General features: G+C 70.2%; 31 protein-coding genes and 1 pseudogene. 16 read left to right on the forward strand and 16 right to left on the reverse strand.

What is annotated here, in order from left to right:
- Positions 1 to 134: 134 nt before the first annotated feature.
- From KV557_RS24735 to KV557_RS24775, 9 genes are all read right to left on the reverse strand, one after another.
- The gene (locus tag KV557_RS24735; RefSeq protein ID WP_218203669.1) at positions 135 to 449 is read right to left on the reverse strand and encodes a hypothetical protein; all 315 of its coding nucleotides are present in this window, start codon (positions 447 to 449) and stop codon (positions 135 to 137) included.
- 81 nt (positions 450 to 530) lie between these two features.
- Positions 531 to 1,913, reverse strand: a complete 1,383-nt coding sequence (locus tag KV557_RS24740) for a hypothetical protein (RefSeq protein WP_218203670.1) — start codon at positions 1,911 to 1,913, stop codon at positions 531 to 533.
- Positions 1,910 to 2,308 (reverse strand): hypothetical protein, encoded by a 399-nt coding sequence (locus tag KV557_RS24745; protein WP_218203671.1) that lies wholly within the window; start codon positions 2,306 to 2,308, stop codon positions 1,910 to 1,912. Before KV557_RS24745 ends, KV557_RS24740 begins: the two co-directional genes overlap by 4 nt.
- Positions 2,309 to 2,310: 2 nt before the next feature.
- Positions 2,311 to 2,496 (reverse strand): hypothetical protein, encoded by a 186-nt coding sequence (locus tag KV557_RS24750; RefSeq protein ID WP_218203672.1) that lies wholly within the window; start codon positions 2,494 to 2,496, stop codon positions 2,311 to 2,313.
- Between the two features lie 2 nt (positions 2,497 to 2,498).
- A complete protein-coding gene (locus tag KV557_RS24755) occupies positions 2,499 to 2,696 on the reverse strand; it encodes a hypothetical protein (protein ID WP_218203673.1) in 198 nt (65 codons plus the stop codon).
- Positions 2,693 to 2,887 carry a hypothetical protein gene (locus tag KV557_RS24760; RefSeq protein WP_218203674.1) on the reverse strand — a complete coding sequence of 65 codons (195 nt, stop codon included), beginning with the start codon at positions 2,885 to 2,887 and terminating at the stop codon, positions 2,693 to 2,695. Before KV557_RS24760 ends, KV557_RS24755 begins: the two co-directional genes overlap by 4 nt.
- Positions 2,884 to 3,063: a hypothetical protein gene (locus KV557_RS24765; RefSeq protein WP_218203675.1), complete on the reverse strand. Its 180-nt coding sequence runs from the start codon at positions 3,061 to 3,063 to the stop codon at positions 2,884 to 2,886. The genes KV557_RS24760 and KV557_RS24765 overlap by 4 nt, the downstream gene beginning before the upstream one ends.
- Entirely contained in the window at positions 3,060 to 3,329 is a 270-nt protein-coding gene (locus KV557_RS24770; protein ID WP_218203676.1) for a hypothetical protein, read from the reverse strand. The genes KV557_RS24765 and KV557_RS24770 overlap by 4 nt, the downstream gene beginning before the upstream one ends.
- A complete protein-coding gene (locus KV557_RS24775; protein WP_218203677.1) occupies positions 3,326 to 3,634 on the reverse strand; it encodes a hypothetical protein in 309 nt (102 codons plus the stop codon). Before KV557_RS24775 ends, KV557_RS24770 begins: the two co-directional genes overlap by 4 nt.
- A gap of 297 nt (positions 3,635 to 3,931) precedes the next feature.
- Here KV557_RS24775 and KV557_RS24780 point away from each other — a divergent pair, with 297 nt between their 5' ends.
- From KV557_RS24780 to KV557_RS24800, 5 genes and pseudogenes are all read left to right on the forward strand, one after another.
- On the forward strand, positions 3,932 to 4,750 hold the full coding sequence (locus tag KV557_RS24780; protein ID WP_218203678.1) for a GntR family transcriptional regulator: 819 nt from the start codon (positions 3,932 to 3,934) through the stop codon (positions 4,748 to 4,750).
- A 44-nt stretch (positions 4,751 to 4,794) separates the two neighbouring features.
- Positions 4,795 to 5,346, forward strand: a complete 552-nt coding sequence (locus tag KV557_RS24785; protein ID WP_218203679.1) for a UTRA domain-containing protein — start codon at positions 4,795 to 4,797, stop codon at positions 5,344 to 5,346.
- A 467-nt stretch (positions 5,347 to 5,813) separates the two neighbouring features.
- Positions 5,814 to 6,959: a hypothetical protein gene (locus KV557_RS24790; RefSeq protein ID WP_218203680.1), complete on the forward strand. Its 1,146-nt coding sequence runs from the start codon at positions 5,814 to 5,816 to the stop codon at positions 6,957 to 6,959.
- Between the two features lie 159 nt (positions 6,960 to 7,118).
- Positions 7,119 to 8,441 (forward strand): annotated as a pseudogene (gene dnaB, locus KV557_RS24795) (replicative DNA helicase); the annotation flags it as partial.
- Positions 8,442 to 8,519: 78 nt separating this feature from the next.
- Positions 8,520 to 9,200 (forward strand): hypothetical protein, encoded by a 681-nt coding sequence (locus tag KV557_RS24800; protein ID WP_218203682.1) that lies wholly within the window; start codon positions 8,520 to 8,522, stop codon positions 9,198 to 9,200.
- A gap of 140 nt (positions 9,201 to 9,340) precedes the next feature.
- Here the strand turns inward: KV557_RS24800 and KV557_RS24805 are convergent, their stop codons facing one another.
- On the reverse strand, positions 9,341 to 10,441 hold the full coding sequence (locus KV557_RS24805) for a JmjC domain-containing protein (RefSeq protein WP_218203683.1): 1,101 nt from the start codon (positions 10,439 to 10,441) through the stop codon (positions 9,341 to 9,343).
- On the reverse strand, positions 10,438 to 11,559 hold the full coding sequence (locus KV557_RS24810; RefSeq protein WP_218203684.1) for a HesA/MoeB/ThiF family protein: 1,122 nt from the start codon (positions 11,557 to 11,559) through the stop codon (positions 10,438 to 10,440). The genes KV557_RS24805 and KV557_RS24810 overlap by 4 nt, the downstream gene beginning before the upstream one ends.
- Before the next feature lie 412 nt (positions 11,560 to 11,971).
- Here KV557_RS24810 and KV557_RS24815 point away from each other — a divergent pair, with 412 nt between their 5' ends.
- Positions 11,972 to 13,252, forward strand: coding sequence for a M14 family zinc carboxypeptidase (locus KV557_RS24815; protein WP_218203685.1), 1,281 nt, complete (start codon positions 11,972 to 11,974; stop codon positions 13,250 to 13,252).
- 56 nt (positions 13,253 to 13,308) lie between these two features.
- Here the strand turns inward: KV557_RS24815 and KV557_RS24820 are convergent, their stop codons facing one another.
- Together KV557_RS24820 and KV557_RS24825 are read right to left on the reverse strand one after the other, a co-directional pair.
- Positions 13,309 to 13,740, reverse strand: a complete 432-nt coding sequence (locus KV557_RS24820) for an ATP-binding protein (RefSeq protein ID WP_308130057.1) — start codon at positions 13,738 to 13,740, stop codon at positions 13,309 to 13,311.
- Complete coding sequence (locus tag KV557_RS24825) at positions 13,737 to 14,063, reverse strand: hypothetical protein (protein ID WP_218203686.1); 327 nt, start codon at positions 14,061 to 14,063, stop codon at positions 13,737 to 13,739. Before KV557_RS24825 ends, KV557_RS24820 begins: the two co-directional genes overlap by 4 nt.
- A gap of 335 nt (positions 14,064 to 14,398) precedes the next feature.
- Here KV557_RS24825 and KV557_RS24830 point away from each other — a divergent pair, with 335 nt between their 5' ends.
- From KV557_RS24830 to KV557_RS24860, 7 genes are all read left to right on the forward strand, one after another.
- Positions 14,399 to 15,241, forward strand: a complete 843-nt coding sequence (locus KV557_RS24830; protein WP_218203687.1) for a helix-turn-helix domain-containing protein — start codon at positions 14,399 to 14,401, stop codon at positions 15,239 to 15,241.
- A 31-nt stretch (positions 15,242 to 15,272) separates the two neighbouring features.
- Positions 15,273 to 15,479 carry a DUF397 domain-containing protein gene (locus KV557_RS24835; RefSeq protein ID WP_218203688.1) on the forward strand — a complete coding sequence of 69 codons (207 nt, stop codon included), beginning with the start codon at positions 15,273 to 15,275 and terminating at the stop codon, positions 15,477 to 15,479.
- A gap of 443 nt (positions 15,480 to 15,922) precedes the next feature.
- Positions 15,923 to 16,240, forward strand: a complete 318-nt coding sequence (locus KV557_RS24840) for a hypothetical protein (RefSeq protein WP_218203689.1) — start codon at positions 15,923 to 15,925, stop codon at positions 16,238 to 16,240.
- 88 nt (positions 16,241 to 16,328) lie between these two features.
- Positions 16,329 to 16,910, forward strand: coding sequence for a hypothetical protein (locus tag KV557_RS24845; protein ID WP_218203690.1), 582 nt, complete (start codon positions 16,329 to 16,331; stop codon positions 16,908 to 16,910).
- A 79-nt stretch (positions 16,911 to 16,989) separates the two neighbouring features.
- Entirely contained in the window at positions 16,990 to 17,142 is a 153-nt protein-coding gene (locus KV557_RS24850; protein ID WP_218203691.1) for a hypothetical protein, read from the forward strand.
- Positions 17,143 to 17,396: 254 nt separating this feature from the next.
- Positions 17,397 to 18,008, forward strand: a complete 612-nt coding sequence (locus KV557_RS24855) for a hypothetical protein (protein WP_218203692.1) — start codon at positions 17,397 to 17,399, stop codon at positions 18,006 to 18,008.
- Between the two features lie 197 nt (positions 18,009 to 18,205).
- Positions 18,206 to 19,774: a hypothetical protein gene (locus tag KV557_RS24860; protein ID WP_218203693.1), complete on the forward strand. Its 1,569-nt coding sequence runs from the start codon at positions 18,206 to 18,208 to the stop codon at positions 19,772 to 19,774.
- Between the two features lie 65 nt (positions 19,775 to 19,839).
- Here the strand turns inward: KV557_RS24860 and KV557_RS24865 are convergent, their stop codons facing one another.
- Positions 19,840 to 20,157, reverse strand: coding sequence for a hypothetical protein (locus KV557_RS24865; protein ID WP_218203694.1), 318 nt, complete (start codon positions 20,155 to 20,157; stop codon positions 19,840 to 19,842).
- A gap of 233 nt (positions 20,158 to 20,390) precedes the next feature.
- Here KV557_RS24865 and KV557_RS24870 point away from each other — a divergent pair, with 233 nt between their 5' ends.
- Genes KV557_RS24870 through KV557_RS24880 form a run of 3 tightly spaced genes read left to right on the forward strand, consistent with a single transcriptional unit; the run spans position 20,391 to position 23,768 of the window.
- A complete protein-coding gene (locus KV557_RS24870; RefSeq protein ID WP_218203695.1) occupies positions 20,391 to 20,822 on the forward strand; it encodes a plasmid mobilization protein in 432 nt (143 codons plus the stop codon).
- Positions 20,819 to 22,603, forward strand: a complete 1,785-nt coding sequence (locus KV557_RS24875; protein ID WP_218203696.1) for a relaxase/mobilization nuclease domain-containing protein — start codon at positions 20,819 to 20,821, stop codon at positions 22,601 to 22,603. The genes KV557_RS24870 and KV557_RS24875 overlap by 4 nt, the downstream gene beginning before the upstream one ends.
- A 34-nt stretch (positions 22,604 to 22,637) precedes the next feature.
- Positions 22,638 to 23,768 (forward strand): hypothetical protein, encoded by a 1,131-nt coding sequence (locus KV557_RS24880; RefSeq protein ID WP_218203697.1) that lies wholly within the window; start codon positions 22,638 to 22,640, stop codon positions 23,766 to 23,768.
- A 167-nt stretch (positions 23,769 to 23,935) separates the two neighbouring features.
- Here KV557_RS24880 and KV557_RS24885 read toward each other — a convergent pair whose 3' ends face one another.
- Positions 23,936 to 24,982: a C40 family peptidase gene (locus KV557_RS24885; RefSeq protein WP_218203698.1), complete on the reverse strand. Its 1,047-nt coding sequence runs from the start codon at positions 24,980 to 24,982 to the stop codon at positions 23,936 to 23,938.
- Complete coding sequence (locus tag KV557_RS44925; RefSeq protein ID WP_218203699.1) at positions 24,979 to 25,431, reverse strand: helix-turn-helix domain-containing protein; 453 nt, start codon at positions 25,429 to 25,431, stop codon at positions 24,979 to 24,981. Before KV557_RS44925 ends, KV557_RS24885 begins: the two co-directional genes overlap by 4 nt.
- Between the last annotated feature and the right edge of the window lie 42 nt (positions 25,432 to 25,473).

The raw sequence follows: 25,473 nt of genomic DNA on the forward strand, positions 1-25,473 counted from the left end.
TATGACAGGCTGCTGGGTGGTGCCGGTGGTGGTGTCCCCCCGTCGCGGGAGGCGGGGCCGGGGGCCGAGTGCAACTTCCCGTGGGCCTGGCGCCCTTCGTCGGGTGGCTTGCTCGACCCCGGCCTGGCGGTGGATCAGAAGAGCGTGGGCTCCGTGTCGGCGGCCCGCTCGGCGAGGTGCTGCTGGCGGGCCTTCGACGCCTTGGCGCGGATCGGGCCCAGACACTCGCGGCACAGCGCGGTCATCTGCTCGGCCGGCACGAGGCACGCGGCTCGCGGCGGGGCGGCCGGGTCGGCGACGGGGACCACCGTCAGGCGGCTTCCGTCGTGCCGGCCGTGGCGGCACTCGCCGCCTTCGGTGCGGTGCTTGAAGCCACACTGGCCGGTGCACTGGCAGCGGCCCGCGGAGCGTTCGAGGACGGTCTCGTAGAGGTCGGGGAGGTGGTTCATCGTGACTCCCTCCGGATGGACTCGTTGGGGTTGCCGGGGTGGGGCGATCAGCACTCGTCCCACCCCTTCTCGCGGACCGGCTCAGCGCCCGCTGCGGGTGGCCCGCCGGCCGCTGCGGCCGGTCGCGCCCTTGTGGTGCTTGGCGTTCAGCTTCCCGACACCGGGGGCGTACTTCGCAGTGTCGCCCGGGCGCCGGACCGGCGGGATCCCGCTGTTGTTCTTGCGCCGGTCCTCGCCCTTCACCGCCCCGCCGTCGGGGTCATTCTCGGTGTCGTCCGAGAAGCAGGGCATTTGGGATTCGACCTGCGGAAACGTGCCGCCTTCGGGGGTCTGCGAAGCGGCCTGCATGGCCATCTTGGAGGCGACCAGGCGAGCTCGGATCTCGGCCGTCAGGCCGACCGTCCGCGTGCCGTGGATGACCTCCCACGCGTCCTGCCAGACCTTCTCGGAGACGTGCTCCAGGCCGGCCGCGATCCGCAGCGACACCGCGACCGCCCACACCTCCGGGTGCTCCTTGGAGCGCTCGGCATCGCGCCTCTCCTGCTCGGCCGCGGCGGCCTTGTCCGCCGCCTGCTTCGCCTGCGTCTTGGCGAGCTCGTCGGCCTCCTTCGCCTCGGCCTTCGCCTGGTCCTCGGCCGCCCGCTGCTCGGCCTCCTCACGCTTGCGCTTCGCCTCCTCCGCGGCGGCCCGCTCGGCGGCCTTGCGCTCGCGCCGGGTGGGCACTCCGTCCAGCTTCTTGGCGCGGCCGTGCTCGTAGCTGGTCCACACGATCGGGCCGCCGAGCGAGGTGATCGCACCGATCAGGCCCGCGTTCAGGCCGATCGCCGGGTCGCTGATCCCGTGCCAGATGTTCACCCCGGCCGCGATGCCGGCGGCGACCATCACGCCCACCCGGTAGGGCCACACCGCCTTGCCGTGGGTGACCGCGTACTGGGCGCCCCAGGAGAGCACCAGGGCCAGGCCCTCCAGGAAGACCGGCGCCGCGAGCAGGAACCACTTCGTGGGGTCCCAGAAGGCGAGCAGCTGGAGCGGGAGGCTGACGAGGGCGCCGGCGATGTAGATCCCAAGTGCGCCCAGCTTCCAGCGCTGCTCGGCGAGCTCCTTCTCCGCCTCCTCCTTGGCCGCCCTCTCCTTGACGGTCTGGGCGGCGGCGGCCTCCTCGGCCGTCTCCCGGTCGGCCTTCGCCCGCTGAGCCTTGAGCTCGGCCATGCGGGCCTCGTGGGCGGCCTTGTCCTGCTCCAGCTTCATCGCGGCGCGCTCGTTGAGGATCCGCTGCCGCTCGGACTCCTGGGCGGCCTTGATCCGGATGCCCTCCGCCTCCGCCTCGGCCAGCAGGCGCTGGCGGTCGGCCTCGGCCTGCGCGGCGATCCTCTGGGCCTCGGCCTGACCGTGCGCGGTGATGTAGACCGGCAGGTCCACCTCGTCGCGCTCGTGGCCGTTGACCCTCTCCAGAGCGATCGTCACAGCTCGTTCTCCTTCGTGCTGGTGGCCGCCTCAACCGGCGGGTTGTTCAGGTAGATCTTGTCGTAGACGTCGGCCGGGCCGAAGCAGGTGGGCGCCCCCGGACTCGGAAATTCCGAGTCCATGGCGTACACGTCATTGAGCTGGGCCTGGCAGAGGTCGCAGGGGTCGCAGTCCCGGTGCTCGGGCCGGGGCCGGGTGAAGTAGCCGATCGCGTCGAGCCCGGCGAGCGCGCCGAGCACGATCACCAGCTCCGGGCGGTACTCGGTGACGGCGTGGATGGCGTCGGGAGTGACCAGCAGGCCCGCGCCGAGCCCGGCGGCGGCCACGAGCGACTTGCCCGGCGCCACCAGGTACTCCATCGCGGTGCTGATCGCCTGGACGGTGCTCTTGCGCATCGTCAGCTCTCCTTCCCGGTCAGCCACTCGCCGATGACGCCGAGGACCCAGCCCGCGATGACGATCACGACGGCCGCCGAGATGGCGAGGTGCGACGCGCTGGTCCCGGGGTGCTTGGTGTGGTCGTGCCAGGCCCACCAGCCGCCGACCGCGAGGGCGAGCACGTTCTTGATCCGGATGATCCGCATCGTCAGACCCTCTTGCCGTCGTTGCCGGGCTCGCCCTGGTGGGGCTGCGGCTGGGGCTCGTGGCCGTAGCCGCCGTTGGTGCTGTGGTCCTGCATGGTCACGCCGTAGACCAGCGCGGCCAGCAGCGCCGGCGGCACGGGGTCGGTGGTGGTCTCGGGGCCGAGGATCTGGTCGAGGAGGTTGTTGATGATGAGCGTCACTTCGAGGCCTCCGTCCACTGGGCCATGTCGTTGAGGCCGTAGTCGGCGTACTGGGCGAGCAGCGCGTTGCTGGCGGCGCGGGCGGCGCGGGCCTGCTCGGCGAGCTTCTTCCGGTGGGCGTTGAAGGCGGCGATCAGCTTCCTGATCTCGCCCTGCTGGACCTCAGCCAGCGGGTGGGTCCCGGCGGTCACTGGTCGCCCCCCTTCCGGCGGTTCGCCGCCGTGTTGAGCACCATGCCGAAAACCGCCAGCGAGGTGCCGAGCGAGATGAACGAGCTGGCGGCCGGGTGGCCGGCGAAGTGCAGGACGGTGGCGGTCGTGGTCATCAGGAAGCCGACCAGCGAGAGGATCAGACCGAGGTGCTTCACCGGGCCACCCCCGGCCGGGGGGCCGGCACCGAGTGCGCCGACGGCGCCAGGTTCGCCAGGTGGATCAGGCCGAGCAGGGCCACGAAGCCCCCCACCAGGCCGACGGCCTGCCAGGCGGAGACGGAGACCCCGAACAGGGCCAGGCCGCCGAGAACCATCAGCGGGGTGGCGCCGTAGCGCCGCGCCAGAACGCTGAGGGAGATCACCAGGAAGAAGGTGCGCGGGTCGCGCAGCAGGCCCGCCAGGGCCGCGAGGAAGGCCTTCACGCGGCGGCCCTCCCGGACTTGGGGCGGACGGCCGAGGGCAGGAGGTAGATCGCGGCGCCGGTGCTCGGGCCCGCGGAGGTCAGCGAGCGGGCGACCAGGGCGACGGTGGCGAGGTACAGCGACGGGTCGTCGGCGACGATGTCCGCGGCGGCGTCCAGCCGGGCGGCCTTCTCGTCGGCGGTCTCGCCGATCAGGTCGTCCGCGAAGACGAAGAGGTCGAGCCCCAGGTCGATGCTGACCTCGAAGAGGTCGCTCTCGACGGACTCACCGGTGGCCGGAATTCCCGACCCGATGTGACTCCGCATAGCGGATTGCGGCACAGTAGTGCGCACGGCGGTTCACACTCCCTCAGCTTCGATGAGGTTGATTGGAGCCGCCTAGCAGCGGGCCAGGGGAGTCGCGTTCCCGAGGCCCGCTGTGCCTTTCCCGAGCAAATCACCCGGTCACAGGCATGGCGGTAGTGCATCTATCAGCCTGCCCTTCCGGGGTCGCGTCCCGGTCCGACTGGCGACATGGATGACTCTGGCACAGCCCGTGACGCGTCGTCAATAACCTTCCCGGGAAGCTTGCAGACGTGTCCGGGAAGCCCTACGGTTACCACCATGAACGAACCCGTAGCCGTGGATCAGGCCGCGTATCGGCGGGTAGCCACTCGCATTCGGGATGCCATCCGAAGCGGCGCTGAGGGCTACACCCCTGGTGCGCGGCTCCCTAGCATCGCCAAGCTAGTTGAGCATTTCGACACCCCGCGCAAGACGGTCGAGCCCGCCCTTCGACTCCTGGTGAGCGAAGGTCTCCTCACCAGCCACAAGGGGAGCGGCTACAACGTCTCGATCTTCACCCAGAAGATCACCAGGGACGGCACCTCGCGTTACCAGCGCGCCAGGCGGGAGCAAAGCCATGCCGAGCGCCAGAGCCGCGGCGCGTTCGAGACTGAACTCAGGACAATGGGTCTCGTACCGAAGGCTGAGACCACGGTCCGGCGGGTCGCACCGCCGGCCGAGGTGGCCGAGGCGCTCGACATTACGACCGATGAGGTATCAGCACTTGTCCGTGCTCGCGTCATGTACGCAGTGCCGGAGGACGCCCCGGACGCTCGACCGATACCCGTCCAGCTCGCCGACAGCTACTTCGCGCTCGCAGTGGTGGGCGGCACCCGGGTCGAAGATCTCGACCCCGGGCCCGGCGGATCTATCAGCCGAATGGCTGAACTTGGCTATTCGCAAGCCTCGATCGAGGAGACGGTCAACGTCCGGCCGCCGTCGGCCGAGGAGTGCAAGGCGCTTCGGATCATCGACCATCAGTGGGTCTACGAGCTCGTCCACATCGGGCGGACGGCCGAGGGCCGGCCCGTCGAGGCGGCCGTGCACATCATGCCGTGTCACCTCTGGACGCTCCGGTACTCCTGGGCCATCGACTAGCACGCACACGACAACAGACAGACCAGCAGAAGGGCATCACCAGCATGGCCACCAGCATCACCACCGAGGGCACGATCATCCGCGACGCGCGCGACCGCTACCGCCGCCGGGGGGAGGACGGCGCGAAGGGGGCGTTCGACGCCGAGGTCCGCCGCATCGGCAGCGTCCCGCGCACCGAGGTCGCCGTGAAGCGCGCCGCCGCCCCGGCCCGCGTCGCCGGGCTGCTCGGCATCGACTCCGCAACCGAGGCCGCGGTGCGCGACCGGAAGATGTACGCGGGGGAGCGCCGGGTGCAGCTCGCCGTTACCTACGTGCCGGTGGACGTCGCCGAGGCGGCCGGTATCGAGCAGGTGGACACCGGCGTGGGCGGCATCATCAGCCGCATGCGCGAGGCGGGGTTCGAGCAGGATGACGCGTACGAGGAGCTGCGCCAGGTCGAGGTCGGCGCTGAGGAAGCCGAGCTCCTCGGTGTTCCGGCCGGCACCAGCCTCATCGAGATCACCCACGTCGCCAGCAGCGGTGACCGCGTGGTCGAGGTGACCGTGCACACCCTCGGCCCCGGATGGGTGCTCAAGTACGGTGTCCCGCTGGCCTGATAGCGATGTGCTCCGGCCTACACCGCGAGGCCGGAGCACATCTCGATTGCACGGGGTGCTCTCGGCAATTACCGCGATCCGCTTCGGCGAGTTGACTTGCTATCCAGCCCTGGACTGGCGGTAACCTTCGTCCCGCTGAGCGCGAACCCGCTCAAACCCCGATGACCTGTAGATACACCAAAGGCCCGGCTCGATGGGGATCGAGTTCGCCGGGCCAATGGTCCTTCAACAAGCGCACGCTTGACGGTAACACCCCCGGTTGGCACCCGGGCAGATGAGTTTCGGCCGTTGGCCTGCTCTCGCTCGGATGTACCGGGGCGACGCGCCCCCAACTGGGGGTGCGGCCGTCTGCGTACGCGGGAAAGGATGCCCGCGTTGCCTGCCTTCGCGCAAGTTCCCACGCCCCACAGGGGCGATTTTCACGCTCTGGACACTGCGGATCTCGTTCTCGTCACCGGGGGCGCCCGGTGAGTTTCCTCGCTATCGAGTGGGCGCTCGAACACTCTCCGGTTGCTGATCCCTACGAGCGATTGATCCTCGTGAGCATGGCCCAGAACGCCAACTCCGACGGCACCAGCGCGTACAAGTCGAGGAACACCCTCGCCGGTTCGGCACTGTGCGACAAGTCCGTGGTCACGCGGAGGCTCAACACGCTCGAAGAGCGGGGGGTGATCTGCGAGGGCGACCAGCGCGCCGCAGCTCACATCCCCGAGTACAAGCGGCCGAAGGTCTACGACCTGCTGATCCCCTACTCGTACTACGGCGCCGGCCAACTCGCCAAGGTGAACGCCGAGCGCGCCGAGCGGGGCCTGGGCCCTTTGACTCCCCAGGATCGGCCGGATCTGCTTGACGCGCCCGAGCGAAAGCCCCGGGCCGACAAGGGGACGAAGCGAGGTGTCGCCGGACGGAAGGGGGGTGCTTCAAGCACCCGGGTGCTTCAAGCACCCCCTCCTTCCAATGGTGACGGTATGTCCGGGTACGACCCGGGTGCTTCAAGCACCCGGGTGCTTGAAGCACCGGACCCGGGTGCTTCAAGCACCCCAACTCTGTCCTTTAACTCAGTCCCTTCTTCTTCTCCCGCACCGTCCGACCAGACGGCCCCGCCAGTCCAGGGCGACACCCTGACGACAGAAGAGAAGATCGCTACGCCGAACGACCACACCCCGGCGCCTGCTGCGGGTGAGCCCAGCCCCGAGGCCGAGCCGGATCCGGTTGGACAGATCCGCTCAGCGTGGGTGGCGGCGCGTGTCCAGGCAGGCTTCGGTCCTCACCGTAAGCGGGGGGCAGTCGAGGAGTTCGAGTCCTCGGCAGCCGGCCTGCTGGCCCAGGGCAAGCCTCTGCCCTGGTTGATCGAGCTCGCCCGGTGGATGGGTTCGACTCAGGCAGCCTGGTGCGGTCTTGACGGTGCAACCGGTGCGCAGCGGCTTGGTGCCCCTGTCGAACCCAGGCTCCCCAGCCAGCGTCCTGCACCTGAGGGAATGTGCCCCCGGCACTCGTGGGCGATCAAGGACGACTGCGCGCCCTGCCTGGCGGCCGAGCGCGACAAGTCGGAGCCGGCTCCGGTGGCGGTGGACTTCGAGGCGATGCGGGCGCGACTTCGCCGCACTGGCTGATCTAGTCCGGAAACGAGAGCGGCGGCCGTCAACCCTGCCAGGCCCGGCCGCCGCTGTGACTCAAACCGAAAGAGAGTGCACATGGACCAGGATGTCACGTCTACCTTCGCGGACGGCGACCCGTTCGAGGAGCAGCTCCCGCAGCAACGTCAGGCCGGCGGGTTCGAGCGCATTCCTCCGCAGGATCTGGCCGCGGAGCAGTCCGTCCTGGGCGGCATGATGCTCAGCAAGGACGCCATCGGTGACGTGGCTGAGGTGCTCAAGCCGCGCGACTTCTACCGTCCGGCGCACGAAATGATCTTCGTCGCCATCATGGCGCTGTACGTCCAGGGCGAGCCGGTCGACCCCATCACCGTGGCCGACGAGCTCACCAAGCGTGGAGAGCTGGCCAAGGCAGGCGGGCCAACGTACGTGCACACCCTCGTCAACTTGGTGCCGACCGCAGCCAACGCCGAGTACTACGCCGGGATCGTCAAGGAGAAGGCTGTCCTGCGCCGCCTCACCGAGGCCGGCACACGGATCGCCGGCATGGGCTATGCGGCCGAAGGCGAGGTCGAGGAGATCGCCACTGCGGCTGAGAAGGAGCTGCTCGATGCCATCGACCGCGAGGAGAAGACCGGCTACGCGTACGTCTCCAGTGATGTCGAGTCCTTCTTCGATCGGCTCGAAGACCGAATGAAGGGAGGCGCCAAGCTGACCGGCGTGCCCACCGGCCTGGCCGACCTTGACGCGCTGACCGGTGGTCTCAAAGCGGGTCAGTTCATCATCATCGCGGCGCGACCGGCGATCGGGAAAAGCACCCTCGCACTGGATTGCCTCCGCTCGGCGTCGATCCACCACGACTACACCAGCGCGCTGTTCTCGCTGGAGATGGGTCGCGGCGAGATCACCGACCGGCTGTTCAGCGCCGAGTGTCGGGTCGGCCACCACCACATCCAGCACGGCACCGTGACCGAGGCTGACTGGGAACGCATCGCGGCGAAAGCCCCGCAGATCACCGAAGCGCCGATCATCATTGACGACTCGCCGAACCTCACGGCGCTGGAGATCCGCAGCCGGGCCCGGCGGATCAAGCAGAAGCACGGTCTTGGGCTGCTCGTTGTGGACTACATCCAGCTCATGCAGTCCGGTGGCCGGCGATCGGAGAACCGCCAGCAGGAGGTCAGCGACATGTCGCGCAACCTCAAGCTCCTGGCGAAGGAGCTCGAAGTCCCGGTGATCGCCCTGTCCCAGCTCAACCGCGGCCCCGAGCAGCGCCAGGACCACAAGCCGATGCTGTCGGACCTGCGCGAAAGCGGCTCGTTGGAGCAGGACGCGGACATCGTGATCCTGCTGCACCGAGAAGACTCCTACGACAAGGAGAGCCCCCGTGCGGGCGAGGCTGACTTGATCGTCGCCAAGCACCGGGGCGGCCCGACCGCCACCATCACGGTCGCTTTCCAGGGGCACTACTCGCGTTTCGTAGACATGACACGTGACTAAAAACAGCCCAACCACCACTAAACGCCCCAAACTAGCGCATGTGAGGGTGAGATGGTCAACGAGTTGAAGGCGGCTCGCGTGCACACCCCATTGGCGAACGGCGGCTCTCGCGCGGTCGCGGCGATCGAAGCACTGTGGGCCGAGATCCGGCGCCACCACCCCGACGTACCCACCGTGGTGGTCACCACCGGCCCTGCCCGCTCCGCCAAGCTTGCGCAGCACACCCCGCGCCGGTACGGCACTGCAGGCGAGCTTTTCGTCTCGGCGCAGGCATTCGCTGACGGCGCCGCGCTGCTGGTCGCCGTGTTGCACGAGGCCGCCCACGCGCTCAACCACGCCCGCGGAACCAGGGACACCAGCTCGACCGGTGGCCGGTACCACTCCGCCAGGTTCGCCGAGGCCGCTCACGAGCTCGGGTTCGAGGTGCCGCGTCGGCCTGCCACAGGCACCGGCTACGCGGCCATCTCGCTCCCGGAGTCCACCACCGCGCGGTACGCGTTCGCGCTCGCGCTGCTCGACTTCGCCGCCACCCCGGAGATCTCCGGCTTGGACGGTTGGGGTGACGGGGGGGAGTCCCCAGAGGGCTTGTTCGGCGATGAGCAGGTCGAGCGCGTGGTCACGCCGGCCCGCGCGGGGAAGCGACTCAAGGTCGGGTGCCGCTGCACCCCACCTCGGACGATGTGGGTCACCCCGGGGATGTGGGAGCTCGGCGGCATCATGTGCCAGGTGTGCGGCGGCGACTTCGCGCCGATCGAGTAGGGGACCAGAGCGGCGGCGCAGCCCTTACCTATGGCAGGTCAACCCCTGCGCAGGTCAGCGCCTTGTTCGCTGTACGGGCGAGTAGGCCCGGAACACATGAGACCCCCGGGCTGGCCCGGGGGTCTCACGGTGAGCTGGGATCAGCGGGTGGCGGCGAGGCCGTGGCGGACCAGGTGGCGGACATCGGCGGCGACCTGGGCGACGGACAGGCCTGTGGCCGCAGCGAGGTCGCCGATGGTGGTGTCGCGCTGGCCGAGCAGTGCGGTGAGGACGGGCAGCCGTTTGGGTGGGACGGTTGGCCAGGTGTCGCCGTCGGCGTGGAGGGCGGTCTCTCCGTCGTCGTGGCGGACGAGGCGGGACCGGGACGGCACGAGGGCGACCTGTGTGAACTTGTCGTACCGTTCGTCGGGGGTCGGGAGGTCGATGGCGGGCCGCGCGTGCAGGGCCTTGTCCTGGGCGGCGCGGTAGCGGGCCACCACTTCGGGGTCCTTGAGCAGGGGGACCAGGTCGGGAAGCGCCTGCCTCGGGGCGGGCAGGTCGGCGCGCAGCGGGGCGCCGACGGGTTGGGTGGCGAGCCACTGGAGGAGGTCGAGGACGGTGTGGGGGGTGAGGGCACAGGTCAGGTGGAGGCTGGGGCCGGCGTGGGCGGTGACGGCGTGCCACCAGCCGCGGGGCAGGTAGAGGACGTCGCCGGGGGTGAGGACGATCTCGGTGGCATTGGTGGTGGGTTCGGCACCGCCGGTGGGTGGGTGGATCTCCCAGTGTTTCGAGCCGTCGAGCTGGAGGACCAGGACGTCGGTCTGGTCGGTGTGCCGGTTGAACCCAGGGGCGGGCGTGCGGGAGGCGTAGGCGGTGACCAGGACACCGGTGGCGAAGGCCGCTTCGAGGTGGTGGGCGACGCGGCGCAGCCTGTGGTGGCAGTGGTCGACGGCGTCGAGGGCGAGGGTGGCGCCGTTGTCGAGTTCGCTGTTGAGCAGGTGGGGCCGGAGCTGGTGGTGGACGACGCCGGGGCGCAGGGTGACGGGGCGGGTGTAGGTGGCCGGGGGGACGAGGGCGCCGTGGCGGGCGAGCTGGAGTCGGGGGGCTTCGAGCTGGTGGTCGGTCAGGATTCGGGCGAGGTCGTCCCATCCGAAGAGGTCGCCGGGGTCGGGCAGGCCGGCGGGCAGGTGCCGGAAGGTGTGGTGGAGGGCCCCGTCGAGGGCGTCGCGGACGGTGATGGTCCAGCGGTGGTCGGTGGTCATGGGGTCCTCACGGGCTGGGTGGCGCAGGACGGGCAGTCGGGGTTGCGGGGGTGGGTGACGGGCGGCAGGGGCCGGTCGGCGGCGGCGATCAGGCTGTGCCGGTAGACGGTGGCGGTGTCCCAGCGCGGTGTGTCGGTGAGGTGGGTGAGGGCGGCGTGGGCGGCGTAGGTGCCGGCCAGGGTGGCGGTCACCGCGGTGGTGGGGTGTCCGGCCGGGCGCGGCAGGGCGCGGTGCAGGTCGTCACCGTGCAGGCCGGGCAGCCCGCGGGTGGCGGCCTCGCCGTGGCGCAGGCACTCCCAGCACGGGGCGTCGGAGTCGGGGTCGTAGAGCGCGGTGGTGATGACGGGCCCGTGATAGCCGGCGTCGACCCACGGGCAGAGCGTCTGCAGGCTCGCCCGATTGGCGCGCAGCCGCAGGCCCTCGGGCTCGTCGGCGGCGAGCAGCAGCAGGTCGCAGTCGGCCATCAGGGCGGCGAGTTGGGGCTGGAGGGTGACACGTTCGATCCGAACGGCGACGTCGAGGTCGGGGGTGCGCTCGCGCAGGCGGTCGGCGGCGGCCTCTACTTTGGGCCGGCGGATGTCGGCGTGGGTGTAGAGGTGCTGGCGGTGGAGGTTGGAGAGCTCGACGTGGTCGGGGTCGATCAGGGTCAGGCGTCCGACTCCCTCGGCGGCGAGGACGGTGGCCGCGCTCGCCCCGGCGCCGCCGACCCCGACGATGGTCACCGAGGCCCGCGCCAGGCGCAGGTGGATGTCCCAGCCGGAGCGGCCGAACCGGTCGACCATGTCCCAGTACTCGGCGCCGCGTTGGTGTCGCTGGGCGGTGTCGGGGTCCGTGCCGACGGGCGGGCCCTGGCGGCGGGTCTCCCGCAGGTGGCCGGCCCAGGTCAGTTCGCCGATCAGGCGGCCGATCTCGGCGGGGCCGACGTCTGGGTGGTCGGTCGCCATGGCCGCGAGGACGTCGGGCAGGGTGCGGGTGCCGTCCAGGAGATCCAGCAGGTGCCCGCGCCAGCCCCCGGGGTCGGGCAGGATGCTCGCGATGCCCGGGATGGCGCCGATCTGGATGCTGCCGTCCGGCCTGCGGAAGGGCTGGTGCTCGGCGCGCAGGTGGAGGAATCTCACCTGGTCCTCCCCAAGGGTCGAAGGGTGTCGAAGGGTGCTGGGACGGGACGGGCCCGGCGCGAGGCCGGGCCCGTCGGGGTGGTGCCGCGTCAGCCGGAGACGTTGGTCAGGCGCACCAGCTCGTCGTCGCTGGCGCGGCGCAGCAGCGCGTCGTCCTCGGTGTCCTCCGGGTCGACGGCCGCGGAGGCGGGGTTCTGGGTGGCGTCCATGGGGATCCTCCTCATTTCTCATCGGATGGTGGCGGAATCGCCGGGATCCATGGAAGCATTCTCGCAATGCCCAGGGAAGGGGTTTTCGGGAATTTCCTCAAACCCCTTCGCGTCCTATTTTCGGGCAGCATCGAATTCCGGGACAGACGAATTCTGGCCCGGTTCGGGAAGGGAGATTTCCGGTGGCTGACGTCCTCTCTGGCATGGATGAGCGCCTGGCGGGCTACGCGCGCCTGGTACCGGCGGGGGAGCTGGTGCCCTCGGTCGGGAACCTGGTCCGGCGGCTGCGGGCGCTGGCCGATCGGGAGCCGGGGCTGTGCCGGATGCGGCAGATCGGCACGTCACGCCAGGGCAGGGCGCTGCACGTGCTGTCGGTCGGTATGGGGCGGCGGGCCGCGTTGGTGGTCGGCGGCCCGCATCCGAACGAACCGGTCGGGTACGCGACGGTCAGCTTCTTGGCCAACCTGGTGGCCGCGCGGCCGGAGCTCCGACGAGACGTCGCGTGGCATTTCTTGCCGTGTGTCGACCCGGACGGTGCGGCCATGAATTCCGGGTGGACGAGTGTGCCGCTCGATCTCCACCGGCAGCACCGGTACTTTTATCGTCCGGCTTTGGCCGAGCAGGCGGAATGGACGTTTCCGATTCCATTCGGGGACGGCGTTCATAGTTTCGGGCTGCCGGAGAACGCGGCGCTGGCCGCGCTCGTCGACGAGCTGGAGCCGATCGCCGCCATCTCGCTGCACAACGCCGACTTCGGCGCCGCGTTCCACATCGTCAGCCACGAGGTGCCCGGATTGGCGGCCCAACTGGGCGCCGTCGCCGCTCGGCACGGCCTGGCCGGCGGCGCGGCGCCCTCCGACGTCGCGGGCTGGCCGGTCCTTGGGCCCGGGGTGTACGCAATGCCGCCCGTCGATGAGGTGGTGATCCGCGACCACGAGGCTGACGCGCCCGCCCACGGCGCCCACCTGGTCCACTACGCCAGTCGGTACAGCACGTTGACGGTCCTGCCGGAGGTCCCCCGCTGGCACACCGGCGCAGCCTTCGACGACGCCCCGGCCGATGCCCTGGGCGCCCTGGCCGACGCCCTGGGCGCCGAGGCCACCGAGATCCGGCAGCTGATGGCCGAGGCGGGCGACCTGGACGACGCGTCCGGCCGGGCCGCGGCCGACACCCTCGCGGTCGCCGACACCGTCACTCGCTCCTGGCAGCACCAGGCCGCCGCCGGCGGCATCGTGGCCGGTGCCGAACTCGCCGAGGCGCACTACACCCGCGTCCAGTTGAGCCTGCGTTCCGCCGGGCTGGCGCTCCGGGCCGCCGCCGACACCTCGCAGGCCGATCCGGGCGCCCGCGCCCGCCTCGATCGGGCCTTGTCCGAGCGCACCAGGCGGGCCGAACGGGAGCTGCGGATGATGCCGGTCCCGCTCAACCGCCTGGTGGCGGTGCAGGCCTGCACCGCGCTCGCGGCCTGCGCACTCGCTCGGTAGGCGCCTGGCGGGCCCCGACACGTGGGTGACGGTCCCGGCGAGAGCAGGGAAGGAGGTCATCGCGCAGACCGGGGGGTGCGGAGATCGGCGTGCACGGTCTTGCCCCAGGGATCGGGAGTGACGCCCCACTGGCCGCCGGTTAGCTCGTGGACCAGGGCGAGCCCGCGGTGTCCCTCCTCGTCCTCGCCAGCATCCAGCAGCACCGGCAGCTCCCGGGATCCGTCCCGTACGAAGATCCGCACGACTCCCTCGGTGGGCCGCCGGATGCCGACCTGCATCACTGTCAGGCAACCGGTCTTGACGGCATTGGTGGCCAACTCGGAGACGATGAGCTCGGCGACGTCGGTCAAGTCGTCCAGGCCCCACTCCGGCAGCTTGTCCCGAATCAGCCGGCGGGCCGCGCGCGCCGATTCCGGGCAGTACGGAAGTGTTGCTGTCGCGGACCGCGGCGGAGCGGCGTGGGCGCCGGGCGCGAGTTCCGTCGTCACGACAGCCCCCGGTACTGCCTGAGCCACCGGCCGGCCTCCAGCCGCCGCAGGCTCGTCGCCAGTCGCAGGGCGCGTTCGACGCCCTCCAGGAAGACCTCGGTGTCATCTGGCTGCCTGTGCCACGCGCCCCGGGGCGCGTCGGCCGGGAAGTACCGGGCGAGGAGGTCGCCCCAGTCCAGGCAGGCCGGTTGCGCGAGGAACCCGGAGGCGATGTCGGCCAGCACCCGGCGGCGCAGCTGGTCATCAGAGGATCGGCGCACGGCGAGCGCCCCGGTCAGGCGGCGGTGGGAAGGCGGCGGCTCTGCGGTGTCGGGGGGCGGCATCGGCGGATCCGCCGCTGACGGTGCCAGCGCTCTTCGGGTGATGGTCTCCACGGCAGACGCTCCGTTCGTGCTTGCCGGTCTGCGCCCGAGGCATGCGTCATCTGCCGGGAGGCCCTGGTAGCGGGTGTGCCGGAGGGTTGGTCTGCACACGGGCACGCTGACTCTTTGATCGCGGATAGTGATCAACTTGCGACTTTCCGCGAGCGTGGCTTCACTGTCCTCTCTAGTTCGCAGAGCGTCAAGGTGAGAATCTGCGAATTCGCAGATCTTCGATTGGCGAAGCCCGGTACAGGAGGCAGACTGTGACCCACCATCAACCTCGGGGAGGGAAGCGCATGGCACCCACCAGTCCGCCCACCTTCCGGCGTCGACGCCTTGGAATGGCCCTACGCCGCCTGCGCGAGGCCCAGGGCCGCACCCAGTTCGACGTCGCCGCCGCCATCGGCGTGAACATCGACCGCATCAGCCGGGCCGAGCTGGGTCGTACCAAGGTGGACGTGCCGCTGCTGCGCGTCCTTCTCGACGAGTACGCCGTAACCGACCAGGACTTGCGTCAGACCCTGGAGGACATGACCCGCAACATCGGTGCCCGCGGCTGGTGGCACAGCTACAACAGCTTCCTGACCCTCGGGTTCCAAGACTTCCTCGGCCTCGAAGGCGAAGCAGCCCTGACCCGCGAATGGGAGAACCTGGTACCCGGCCGCCTGCAGACCGAGGAGTACACGCGGCTCCTGCTCGCAGCCGGGCAAGGAATCGTCCACCCGACCCGCGAGCAGATCGAGTCCCGCGTCGCGGTCCGCATGGGACGTCAGATGAAGCTGCGCCGCCCGTACGAGGTCGTCCTCGGTGAGGCCGCCGTGCTCAACCACATCGGTGACGCGGAGGCGATGAAACGGCAGATCGTTCACCTGCGCGAGCAGAGCGAACGTGACGACATCAACCTGCGGATCCTGCCGCTCAGCTGTGGCCCGCACCTCGGCCTCGACGGTGCCTTCACGCTGTTTACGTTCCCGGACGGCGGCCAGCTCGTCAGTCTCGAAGCCCTCCTCAACAGTTTCTACCTGGAGGACGAGGACTCCCTGCGGATCTACAACGCGGCCTTCGGCCAGATCCACGAGCTCGCCCTGGACGAGAAGCAGACCCAAGCGTTCCTGGAACGCGCCGCCCACGCGGCGTAGGCCCCACCGCACCAAGAGAGGTAAAACAACCGTGCCCCGATCTGCCCCGGCCGACTGGACCAGCAGCACCCACTCCGGCAACAGCGGCCAGTGCGTTCAGTGGCGCACCCCACCGGGCGAAACCCTCGGGCGCTTCGTGGAGATCCGGGACTCCAAGGACCCCAGTGGCCCGACACTCACGTTCCCCGTGGAGAGCTGGGCGGCCTTCGCTGAGTTCGCCTCGGCCCACGAGGTCTAACTCAAGGAATCCAGAAGTCGCGAGGCGCCCCGGCGCCGCCGATCTCTCGCAGGCCGCAGGCCCGCTCCGCGCCCAGCGCGGGAGCGGGCCTGCCTGATTCTCCCCATAGCCGACAGCCGCCGGCGGACTGCTGCTCAGCGGCACGCTCGCCCTGCAGGAGGCGGCCGCTGCGCCGTCCGCCGCAGGGCCTACGGACCTTCTCGCCGAGGACGATCCGCAGGCCCGTCACGCCGCCGGCGGGGCTTCGTGATGCCCGCCACGCCGCGCGCAGCTGGCTGACGTGATCTCAAACTGAAGGTATTTGTGCACGTGGCGGGGTTGATCGACAGACAGAACCGTGATTGAATTAGATACGTCGAGAGCGGGGACGGGAATCCTCCCTCGACACCGGGCCGGGCCGTTCCCTGCGCACACACCGAAGACCTCACCGAAGGGCCATCACCATGGACTTCACCACCCTGGACCGCCTCACGCTGGAAGGCACCACCGCCGTGCTCAAGCCGGTCTACGACCCGGTCCTGCGCACCTTCTCCGTCCAGCTCTGGGAGGACGGCAAGCCCTCCGGCATCCACGGCCTGATCGACCCCTTCCAGTACGCCGACGAGCCGCTGGAGGGCATCAACGACTTCCTCGCCGAGGCCGAGCTCCGCCCCCTCACCGTGGATGAGCAGTTCCAGCTCTACGCCGGTCTCGTGAAGGCCAAGGGCGGCCCGGACTGGCAGCTCTTCCTGTTCCAGGTCAACACCGAAGCCCAGGACTGACCGACATCACCCCGCGGGCGGGCAGGGCCGGGAATCCCCGCCCGCCCGCGGCACCAACCCACCGAACCACCTCAACAAGGAGTGCAGCATGAACACCAGCACCACCACCCTGGCGTACCGCATCGGCAAGCCGACCGGCGAGTGCCGCTACCCCGTACTGATCGGCGACCTGGTCATCGGCTGGGTCTTCCGCTGGAGCCGCGACTGGTTCGCCCTCACCAGCAACGGCGAGCACAAGCTGGGCCGCCCCGCTAAGGGCGTTAAGGGGATCACCGTGGCTGCCGACTACGTCGCCACGGAGTACGCCGCGGGACGCACCGTCGCTCTCCCGCAGGGCGCCGTAGAGGCCGAGACGGTCTACCCGGAGGGCGAGGTGCCGCTGCTGCACCCCCGACTCGCGGAGAACCCGCGCGGCAAGGAGCGCAACGAGGAGAGCGCGCGGGCGGCGGACGCCAAGCTGGCACAGATCGGGATGCGGCGAACGAGCGGCTTCCCCGGAGCGGACAACCCGGTGCGCGTGGCGTGCGAGCTGTGCGGCTGGGAGGGCTGGCACTCGATCAGCCACCTGCGCGGCCGGAACGGCAACCCGCCGAGCATCACCGGCCGTCACCCCGGTGACTGCGTCGGCGAGGAGACGATCCGCGAGCAGCTCGCGGCCTACCGGAAGTAGCCCACCACCGGGCCCGGACGAGCGTCCGGGCCCGGTGCCCCAGCCCACAAAGGAGTCAGTTGATGAGTAGCACCCCGCGATGTGCCCGCTGGCCGCGCGGGAAGACCTGGTGCGCTCCGTCCAGCTCAACCCGGGAATCGCCCGTGAGTACGCGGACGCGGAGGAGCAGATGGGCAAGCCGTTCAAGAAGACGGTGACGGTGGCCCAGCTCATCGAGGAGGCCGGGATCTGACCCGGTAGCGCGATGCGATGAAGCGGCTGGCGGGGTGCGCACCCCGCCAGCCGCACGGCCGCGGCGGGGCGGCCCTCTCGCATCCCTATTTGGGATAACAGAAGCAGGGGCCCGGAAGACGCAGACGGCCGGCGGGTGTAAAACCTGGGAATCCCGCCGGCCGGTGCGCCCGGCCACCGAGGGTCCTCAACGAACCCGAAACCGGACGCACGATCATGGTAGCCATCAGCTGGCGGAAGCGGAGAATCACCCCCATGAAGACCATCAACGGACGCACCTACGTGGACCGGGGCGAGCTGATCGAGCGCAGCGGCTACAGCCGGGCGACCCTCGCGAACCTCTGGCGCGACCGCGACGCCAACGGCCACCCGCCGGCGCTCACCATCGACCGGATCATGCACTGGGACGTGGAGGTGTGGCTGGACTGGGAGGCCGCCCGCCGGCGCACCCGCAACGAGCAGGAGCGCAAGGTGGACCGCAGCGGCGACCCCGCCGAGGAGCTGCCGGGTCCGGAGCAGGCCCGGGTGCTCGGCCTGGAGCCGGACGCGATCCGGCAGTACCGGCGCAACCCCCCGAAGGGGTGGCCGGAGCCGGTCCGCGAGGAGGAGATCGCCCCCGGCCAGTTCCGCGAGTGGCGTACGCGCCAGCAGCTGTGGGACTACGCGGACGGCCGCAGTCGAGCTGGTGTCGCGGGCCGCCGCGCCGCGGCCGGGCCGAACCCGCACGTGCAGCGCGCGGTCGAGGCACTGGAGGCTGCCGACGGGCGCAGTGTCGGCCAGGTCGCCGCGGAGCTGGCGGCCGAGACTGGCGAGTCGGTGCACACCTGGAAGCGCCGTCTCACCGAGGCGCGCAAGCAAATGCGCTGACTGGAAGGCAGGGTGTGCCGCTCGGCGGATTGCTGAGCGTTCGTCGGGCGGCCAAAAACACTGTGTGACCTGCGGAAATGGTATTGACCCACATCCTTGACCGTGATTGAATTAGATACGCCAGGAGGGGGCGGGAATCCCCGATCGGCGCCCGAGCCAGCCGGCTCAACACCGAGAACCACAACACGGAGAACCCAATGACCATCACCACCGAGGCCCCGGTGACCGCCTGGGGAGACTTCCGCCCCGGCGACCTGGTCGAGGTCAACGGCGACGACAGCTGGGACTGGGAGCTCATCGAGCGCGCCGAGCAGCCGGGCGTGTGGATCGCCCGCGAGAACGGCACCCAGAACTTCCAGGAGTACCACGCCGACGACATGGTCCTGTCCCTCTCGGTCGATGAGGTGGACGACCCCTTCGCCGAGCAGGACGAGATCGAGCCTGCCTCCGACGAGGAGATGGTGGCCTACATCGACAGCCTCACCGACGAGGAGCGCCAGGCGCTCGCCGGGCCGTTCCCGGTGCGCTGGCTCTACCCGCCCAAGGCGGGGGAACCCAAGCGGGCCCTCAACCTGTTCAGCGGCTGCGGCGGCTGGTGCACCGGCCTGCGCAAGGGCCTGCGCCAAGAGCTCGACATGGTGTGCATCGACCTCAACGCCGACGCGGTGGCCACCTCGAACGCCGCCGGGTGCTTCGCGGTCCGCGCCGACGTGGCCGACCTGGACCCCGACGCGTGGGTGCTGCGCTGGGTGAGCGTCCTCATCATGTCGCCGCCGTGCACCGACTACACGCGGGTCGGCAAGCAGCTGGGCATCCAGCCGTACAACATCGCGATCCTGCGGGACGCCTTCTGTGACGCTCAGGAGGCCGCGGGATTCGACCTCTTCACCGGCATGCCGGGCGGGCCCATGACCTACAAGCGGGCCGCCGACTACAGCTGGGCTGAGATCCGCGCCGCGCTGGCGCCGATGACCGCGCCGACCGCCGGGCTCATGCTGGAGGTGCTGATCTTCGGGCTGGGTCTGCTCGGGGCGGGAGCGCCGCTGGAGACCATCGCGGTGGAGCAGTCGAGCGCGCTGCCGGAGGTGATCCGCGGCGACCTGTGGGCGAGCTTCGAGGTTGCCGGGTTCGCCTACAACCGGTGGGTCCAGCTCGACTCCGCGGAGGCGGGCAACCCCTCGCACCGCCGCCGCTGGTTCCACATGATCAGCCTTCACCCGATCAGCGCGACGGTCGAGCTGGACAGCCCGCTGGTCACCCTCGCCAACGAGGCGATCGGCTGCCCGCCGGAGCTTGAGGTGACCACCCGCGGCAACCGCCGTACCAGCGGTGGGAACAAGTTCGTGATGGGTCGCCAGATCCCCTCACTGACCTCCCGGATCCGCAGCTGGGAGGTCGGCGAGCACGGTGACCGTTTCACCTACGCGCAGATTGCGCTGCTGGCCGGGCTGCCCGCCGACCACCCCGAGATCGGCTCGCGCACCAGCATCGCGCAGCAGCGGGCGGACATCGTCTCGCCGGTCTCCGCCATCCGCGTCCTGGGCACCCTGTTCAACCTGGAGTGGCGGCCCTCGCTGCACCGCTACCTCTCCGAGCTCTACCCGAACGTCCACGCGCCCGAGCGCCTGCCGGGCCTGTGCCACCCCACCGAGCCGTGCACCCACCCGTGGCCGTGCGGACTCGACCTGCGGCAGTGGCTGGCCGGGGCACAGCGAGCGGTCCCCGCCCCGCGGCCGAAGCCGACGGCCCAGCTGGAGCTGTTCTGACGCACCCTACGACGAAGCCCCGGACGAGAGTCCGGGGCTTCGTTGCGTTCGGGGGCGTTCGCCGTTCACCCCTGGGCTGGCTCGGTCTTGCTCGCGGCCCCGGAGGCCGGGGCAGGGATCGGGGCGGTGCGCTTGCGCGCGCGGCCCGACTGGCGCTTGGCGGGCTTGCTGGGCTGAGCGGCGCCGAGGCTGGTGAGCTCCGGCTCGGTCCAGCCGGCTGACACCGCGGCCCGGTACCGCTCGGCGTAGGTCTCGTCCGTTGCGGCGAGCTGACGGAGTAGATCCTCGCGGGTGGCCATCGTCTCGGCGAGCGGGGTGATCGCCTCCTCGCGAGCCGCCTGGATCTTGCGCATCCGCTGCATGAAGTTCTCGTCTACGGTCATGCCCGCATCGTAGGGCGGCTGCCCGGTCCGGGGCAGGCCGTTTCCGTGGAATTCCCCAGGGTGGCGGCGGTCTTGGCCGTAGCCTGACGAGGTCGGGGCACAGGCGATGTGACGCTAACTACCCGTAGCGAGTTAGTGGCTATTGGGCCCAATAGCCGTGACAAGTCGCCCGGCGTTTCACTAGCGTTGCGGTCGACTGGGGCCCGAGCACGGGCCGGTGAAAGGAGGCCAGATTGAGCGATCTGACGGCGGGCGAGAGCCCGTCACGCCGTCCTGTGCGGCGGCGTGTGCGAGATGAAGAGCCCCGGACCAACCGGGTTAGGTTCTGGTACAGCGACAACGAGATGGCGGTCGTTCGAGCAGCCGCCGAGCGCGAGGGGATGGCGCCGGCGGCGTGGGCCGCGCGGAGTGCCCTCGCAGTGGCGAAGGAGACTGTGGTGCCGGTCTCGGTCGACGCGAAGGACGTCCTCGCGGAGCTCATCCAGGCCCGTGGTGAGCTCGCGAGGATTGGCAACAACTGGAATCAGATTGCCTACCAGCTGAACGCCAAGGGAGCGGTGACACCGGCGCAGCTGGAGGCGGTGGCCGTCCGCGTGGAGCAGGCGCTTCAACGCGTGGACGATGCCACGCTCCAGGTGATGCGAGAGAGGCAAGCACGGGCGTGAACCCGAAGAAGGCCGACGGTGGAAACGACACCGCGGGACTGCTCTTCTACCTTTACGGACCGGGCCGGCGGGACGAGCATGCCGACCCGCACATGGTCGCCGCATGGGATCCGCGGATGGTGGAGAGGGATCCGGTCCGCTTTCCCGGGAAGATGACCATCGGCGATCTCGCGATGCTGCTCGATGCTCCGGTGCACGCACTGCTGGGCAAGAAACCGCTTGAGCACGTGTATCACGTCCCGGTGCGCAATGCGCCCGAGGACAGAGTCCTGACGGACGAGGAGTGGGCGGAGGTCGCGCGGGAGATGATGCATCAGGCTGGCATCGCCCCGCACGGCGACGACCAGGGTTGCCGATGGGTGGCTGTGCGTCACGCCGACGACCACATCCATATCGTCGCGACGCTGGCCCGACAGGACGGGCGGCAGCCGAACCTGCGCCAGGACATCGTCAAGATGCAGAGGGCGGCGCGCGGGTTCGAGCAGCGTTGGGGCTTGCGTCCGCTGGTCTCCGGTGACAAGACCGCGAAGCGGTGGCCGACGAAGGGCGAGCAGGAGAAGGCCGCCCAGCAGGGACGGTCGCAGACCGCGCGCGACGAGCTCCAGTGGATCGTGCGTACGGCAGCCGCGGGCGCGGTCAGCGACGCCGACTTCTTCGCCAAACTCGAAGCCGCCGGTGTGCGCGTCAAGCAGAGGATTGCGCCGGACGGGCGGCTGACCGGCTACTCGGTAGCGTTGCCCGGCGATCGCGATGCCGGGCAGCGTGCGGTGTGGTTTCCCGGCAGCAAACTCGCCTACGACCTGTCGCTGCCGCGCGTACGCGAGCGCTGGCAGAAACCGACTCCCGCGCTCACGGTGCCGGTCGCCGAAATCTGGCAGACGGTCGAGGTCCGCGTGCGCCTGGCGGCCGAGCATCTGGGCACCGGCGGCCTGCTCCAGGGCGCTGGCGATGTCGCCGCGCTCGGCGACCTGGTGGTCGTCGCTGCGATGGTCTCCCCGACGTTGGTGCGTGGTCAGCTGCGGCGCGCGGCGCTGGAGTTCGAACGTGCCGGGCGGGCGCCGGGGCAGCGCGACCTCGACGGTGAAGCGCGGGAGCTGTCGCGCACCTCGGCGCGGGCATTGTCGGACGCCACCTACGCGACGGGACGCAACGATGTGGCGGCCGTGCTCGGGTTTCTGGTGGCGCTGGTCGCCGCGGTCGCCGCAGCCCAGCGCTGGCATGAGGCGCAGGAGTACCGGCAGCAAGCACAGGCGGCCGGTCGCGCCGGGCGGCTGCTGCGGGAGGCGGTGGAGGTGAGCGCCGGGGCGGTGGCCGCGCGCGAGTACCGGCCCCGTGCGCGCCGTGCCGGGCAGGCCCGCGGAGCCGGTCCGCGCTCGACGGCGCCGGCGAACGCGCGCCGCGAGGGTGCACGGTTGATGGCCTCCGTTGTTCAGCAGGCGATCCCCACGTACGCCGCGGGTGTGCTGGCAGATCCGGCGTGGCCGACGCTGCGCGATCGCCTGGTGGCCATCGAGGACGCGGGCGACGATCCGGTGCAGGTGCTGGAGGCCGCGGCGGCTCGACGCGAGCTAAGGTCTGCGGATTCGGTCGCCGAGGTGCTTACATGGCGTCTGGACGGTTGGTCGCGCACGCGGGGCTCGGTGACGAGCACGCCGACCAAGGCGGCACAGCCGAAGTCGGCACCGGGCGGTGCGGCGGCGAAACCGGTCCGGGGGAAGAGCTCGTCGCCGGGGACCACGGCCCCCAGCGGGGAACAGCGGAAGGGCCCGAGGGCCCGCTGACACGAGGGGATGAGCGCGAGTGACGACACCAGGAATGCACGGTCCGGAGCCGGTCGCCGAAGCGGCCAGCGAGGCCGCGACGACGGCCACCATGGCGGTCCGCCTGATCCTGATGATCGCTGATGCGGTGCGCCGCGATGCGGAGAAGAAGGCGGGCAAGGAGGAGTCGAAGCTGCCGCCGGCGGACGTGGCGGTGCCGGAGGCGGCGGGCGAGCTCAAGACCGTGATGCCGCCGGACATCACGATGGCGCTGATGTCCGGCGCCGACTGGCCGCAGATGGCGCAGCAGTTGGTCGCGCTGCGGCGCGCGGGCGTCGATCTGGGCGAGCTTCTGCCGCGGGTCGGCGAGATCGCCGTGAGCGTCCGCGATGCGGTTGCGGCGAACGCCAGCCGCATCGCGGCTGAGGGCAACGAGGAGTGGGCGAGCCTGCTGCGCGAGACCATGCCGGCCGGTCCGGTGCGCGAGGCGATCCTGTCGTCGCCGGGGTGGCCGGAGATCGCTCAGACGATGCGCCAGTTGCATGAGCGCGGGGTTGATGTGCGCCAGATTCTGGTGGCCGCGCACGCCGAGGGAGCGGGCGTGGACCAGGCCGTTGCCCGCGTGATGGAGACGGGCAAGGCGCCCGTGGTTGCGCCGAGTCGGGATGCGAAGCGGTCCTGGGGGCCGCTGACGACGGGTCTGGACATCCCCAAGGATCTCGACCTGTCGAACCGCGGGAAGGCGTTGGCGCAGGTCGGTGTCAGCGCCAGTGAGAACGCCCGGTTCGTGCGGATGGTGCAGGAGGCGATGCCGGGCAAGGAACGGGAGGCCGCACTGCTGGTCAACGCGCGCCAGTGGCCGCTGCTGGCGGCCCGGATGGCGAAGATGGAGGATGAGGGACTCAAGCCCGGCGACCACCTGCCGCGGTTGATGCGCGATCAGGAGTGGGCGAAGGGATCGGCCTCGGATCTCGTCCCCCGGCTCGTGCAGGCCACCAACGCGGCGCTGCTCAAGCCGACCGGGGAGGAGGTGGCGGCGGGCGGCGTGGTCCCGGCTGCCGCGAAGGCGGGATCGGTGACGATGGGCCCTACTAAGACGCCGGCGAAGAGCGCGGCGCCCACCACGCCCGCGGTTGCTCCGCACCGAGCACCCGGGCCTGCTCCGACTGCCGCACGCAAGCGCTAGCAGCGGCTGTCGGCTGCTAGATGGGCCCCTTCGCTCGTCGAGCGAAGGGGCCCATCTGTGTGTCCTTCCCACGAAGGGGTGAAGCTTTGACGCCAGCCGCCCGCGCCATGAGATCCTGGGGGTGCGGCGGTCTTTGGCTGGCCGGTCGGGTCGTGATCGGTGGCCGGTTACGGGCGGGTCGCGCCGTAATAGTCCCCGGCGGGCATGGCGTCGAGCGTTGCCACCTTGACGACGTCTCCCGTCTTCGGTGCCTCCACCATCTGATCGTTCCCGGCGTAGATGGCGACGTGGTAGATGCCGTGGGCGTTGCTCCAGAACAGCAAGTCGCCGGGCTGGAGGTTGGCCCGGGCGACGGGATGGTCCGAGGTGGCGGAGTACTGCTCGGCCGCGGTGCGCGGCAGCTGTCGGGTGGGCCAGTAGGCGTACTGCACGAGGCTGGAGCAGTCCCAGCCCACGGTGGTCTGTGCCAGGCACACCCCGTTGCGTATGCCGTTGACGCCGTCACAGAAGCCCGTGGACGGGCCGGCCGGACTGCCGCCACCCCAGGAGTACGGCAGACCCAGCTGGGTCTGGGCCCTGCGCACGGCGTCGGGGCCGGTGCCGGTGCCGGTCACCTGTGTGGCCGTGGTGGCGCCGCCCTGGAACTTCGGCACGGCGGCCAGGATGGTCGTCACGTAGTTCTGGGTCTCGGCGTAGGGCGGGATGCCGTGATGCTGGGCGACCGGGCCCCAGCCGGCGTTGTATCCCGCGAGCGCCAACCCGCGGACGTCCCCGGGGATGCCGGAGCTCTGGGCGTCCCCGAGCAGGCTGCACATGAATCGCCCCTGGGCCATGACAGCATCGGCGATGTTGAACGGGGAAGGATGGCCGTCACCGGCGTCATCGCGCCCCCAGGTGGCCCACGTGCCCGGAATGAACTGCGCGGGCCCCTCGGCACCGGCAGGACTGCGGGCGTTGGCATTGAAACCGCTCTCCGTATCGAGCTGGGCGGCGAGCAGCGCCGGGGAGAGTGCAGGGTACTTGCATGCCTCGGATGCCTTGGCGAGCCAGGGCCTGTAGGCGTCCGGTACCCCGGTCAGAGAGGTGGAGACGCCTGCCGCGGTGGCGCTCTCCTGGCCGGAGATGACGGACGTCACGACGTAGGCGACGAGCAGGAGCGGTATGACGAATGCCGCGAGTATGGCAGCGCCGATGCCTGCCGCAAGCTTGTTCATTTGCCCCCCGTGGTGTTCTTTATCCGCTCTTCGACCCTTTTGAGAGCAGACTTCTGAGATGCCTGATGAGCCCGTAACCACTGTTTGAGTGTCAGTCCGTAGGCCCGAGCCCAGTGCTCCGGTGCGCCGACACCGCCGACACCGCGCTCGACTCGGGAGACCATCTGTCGGCAGACGCCGACGCGCGTGGCGATGTCCTTCTGTGCGAGCCCGAGACGGTGCCTGATGTCACGCAGAGTCAACGGCCCCGAGGCTAGTGACAGTTCGGCTGCAGGGACCCCGAGGGCCCGGGCGATCGCTGCGGCAACCCGAGGCCAGGGGTTGTGTTTGCCCTCCAAAGCATTGCGAATCGTATTGGGGCTCACCCCGGCCAGAAGTGCCAAATCCTCAAAGCCCACACCGGAGTTGAGGCGAAGCGCGCGCGCTCGCGCAGCGTCGAACCGGGACACGGGTCCTCCGACTTCAAAAAATGCTACTCAAAGTTGTCGCTC

Source organism: Kitasatospora aureofaciens (assembly GCF_019192735.1).
GTDB lineage: Bacteria > Actinomycetota > Actinomycetes > Streptomycetales > Streptomycetaceae > Kitasatospora > Kitasatospora aureofaciens_A.

Bases quoted from the DNA above. Each gene is read 5' to 3' on its own strand.
- KV557_RS24735 (WP_218203669.1), bottom strand. From the start codon at position 449: ATGAACCACCTCCCCGACCTCTACGAGACCGTCCTCGAACGCTCCGCG.
- KV557_RS24745 (WP_218203671.1), bottom strand. From the start codon at position 2,308: ATGCGCAAGAGCACCGTCCAGGCGATCAGCACCGCGATGGAGTACCTG.
- KV557_RS24750 (WP_218203672.1), bottom strand. From the start codon at position 2,496: ATGCGGATCATCCGGATCAAGAACGTGCTCGCCCTCGCGGTCGGCGGC.
- KV557_RS24775 (WP_218203677.1), bottom strand. From the start codon at position 3,634: ATGCGGAGTCACATCGGGTCGGGAATTCCGGCCACCGGTGAGTCCGTC.
- KV557_RS24780 (WP_218203678.1), top strand. From the start codon at position 3,932: ATGAACGAACCCGTAGCCGTGGATCAGGCCGCGTATCGGCGGGTAGCC.
- KV557_RS24785 (WP_218203679.1), top strand. From the start codon at position 4,795: ATGGCCACCAGCATCACCACCGAGGGCACGATCATCCGCGACGCGCGC.
- KV557_RS24805 (WP_218203683.1), bottom strand. From the start codon at position 10,441: ATGACCACCGACCACCGCTGGACCATCACCGTCCGCGACGCCCTCGAC.
- KV557_RS24815 (WP_218203685.1), top strand. From the start codon at position 11,972: ATGGATGAGCGCCTGGCGGGCTACGCGCGCCTGGTACCGGCGGGGGAG.
- KV557_RS24825 (WP_218203686.1), bottom strand. From the start codon at position 14,063: ATGCCGCCCCCCGACACCGCAGAGCCGCCGCCTTCCCACCGCCGCCTG.
- KV557_RS24830 (WP_218203687.1), top strand. From the start codon at position 14,399: ATGGCACCCACCAGTCCGCCCACCTTCCGGCGTCGACGCCTTGGAATG.
- KV557_RS24840 (WP_218203689.1), top strand. From the start codon at position 15,923: ATGGACTTCACCACCCTGGACCGCCTCACGCTGGAAGGCACCACCGCC.
- KV557_RS24845 (WP_218203690.1), top strand. From the start codon at position 16,329: ATGAACACCAGCACCACCACCCTGGCGTACCGCATCGGCAAGCCGACC.
- KV557_RS24850 (WP_218203691.1), top strand. From the start codon at position 16,990: ATGTGCCCGCTGGCCGCGCGGGAAGACCTGGTGCGCTCCGTCCAGCTC.
- KV557_RS24855 (WP_218203692.1), top strand. From the start codon at position 17,397: ATGAAGACCATCAACGGACGCACCTACGTGGACCGGGGCGAGCTGATC.
- KV557_RS24860 (WP_218203693.1), top strand. From the start codon at position 18,206: ATGACCATCACCACCGAGGCCCCGGTGACCGCCTGGGGAGACTTCCGC.
- KV557_RS24865 (WP_218203694.1), bottom strand. From the start codon at position 20,157: ATGACCGTAGACGAGAACTTCATGCAGCGGATGCGCAAGATCCAGGCG.
- KV557_RS24880 (WP_218203697.1), top strand. From the start codon at position 22,638: ATGCACGGTCCGGAGCCGGTCGCCGAAGCGGCCAGCGAGGCCGCGACG.
- KV557_RS24885 (WP_218203698.1), bottom strand. From the start codon at position 24,982: ATGAACAAGCTTGCGGCAGGCATCGGCGCTGCCATACTCGCGGCATTC.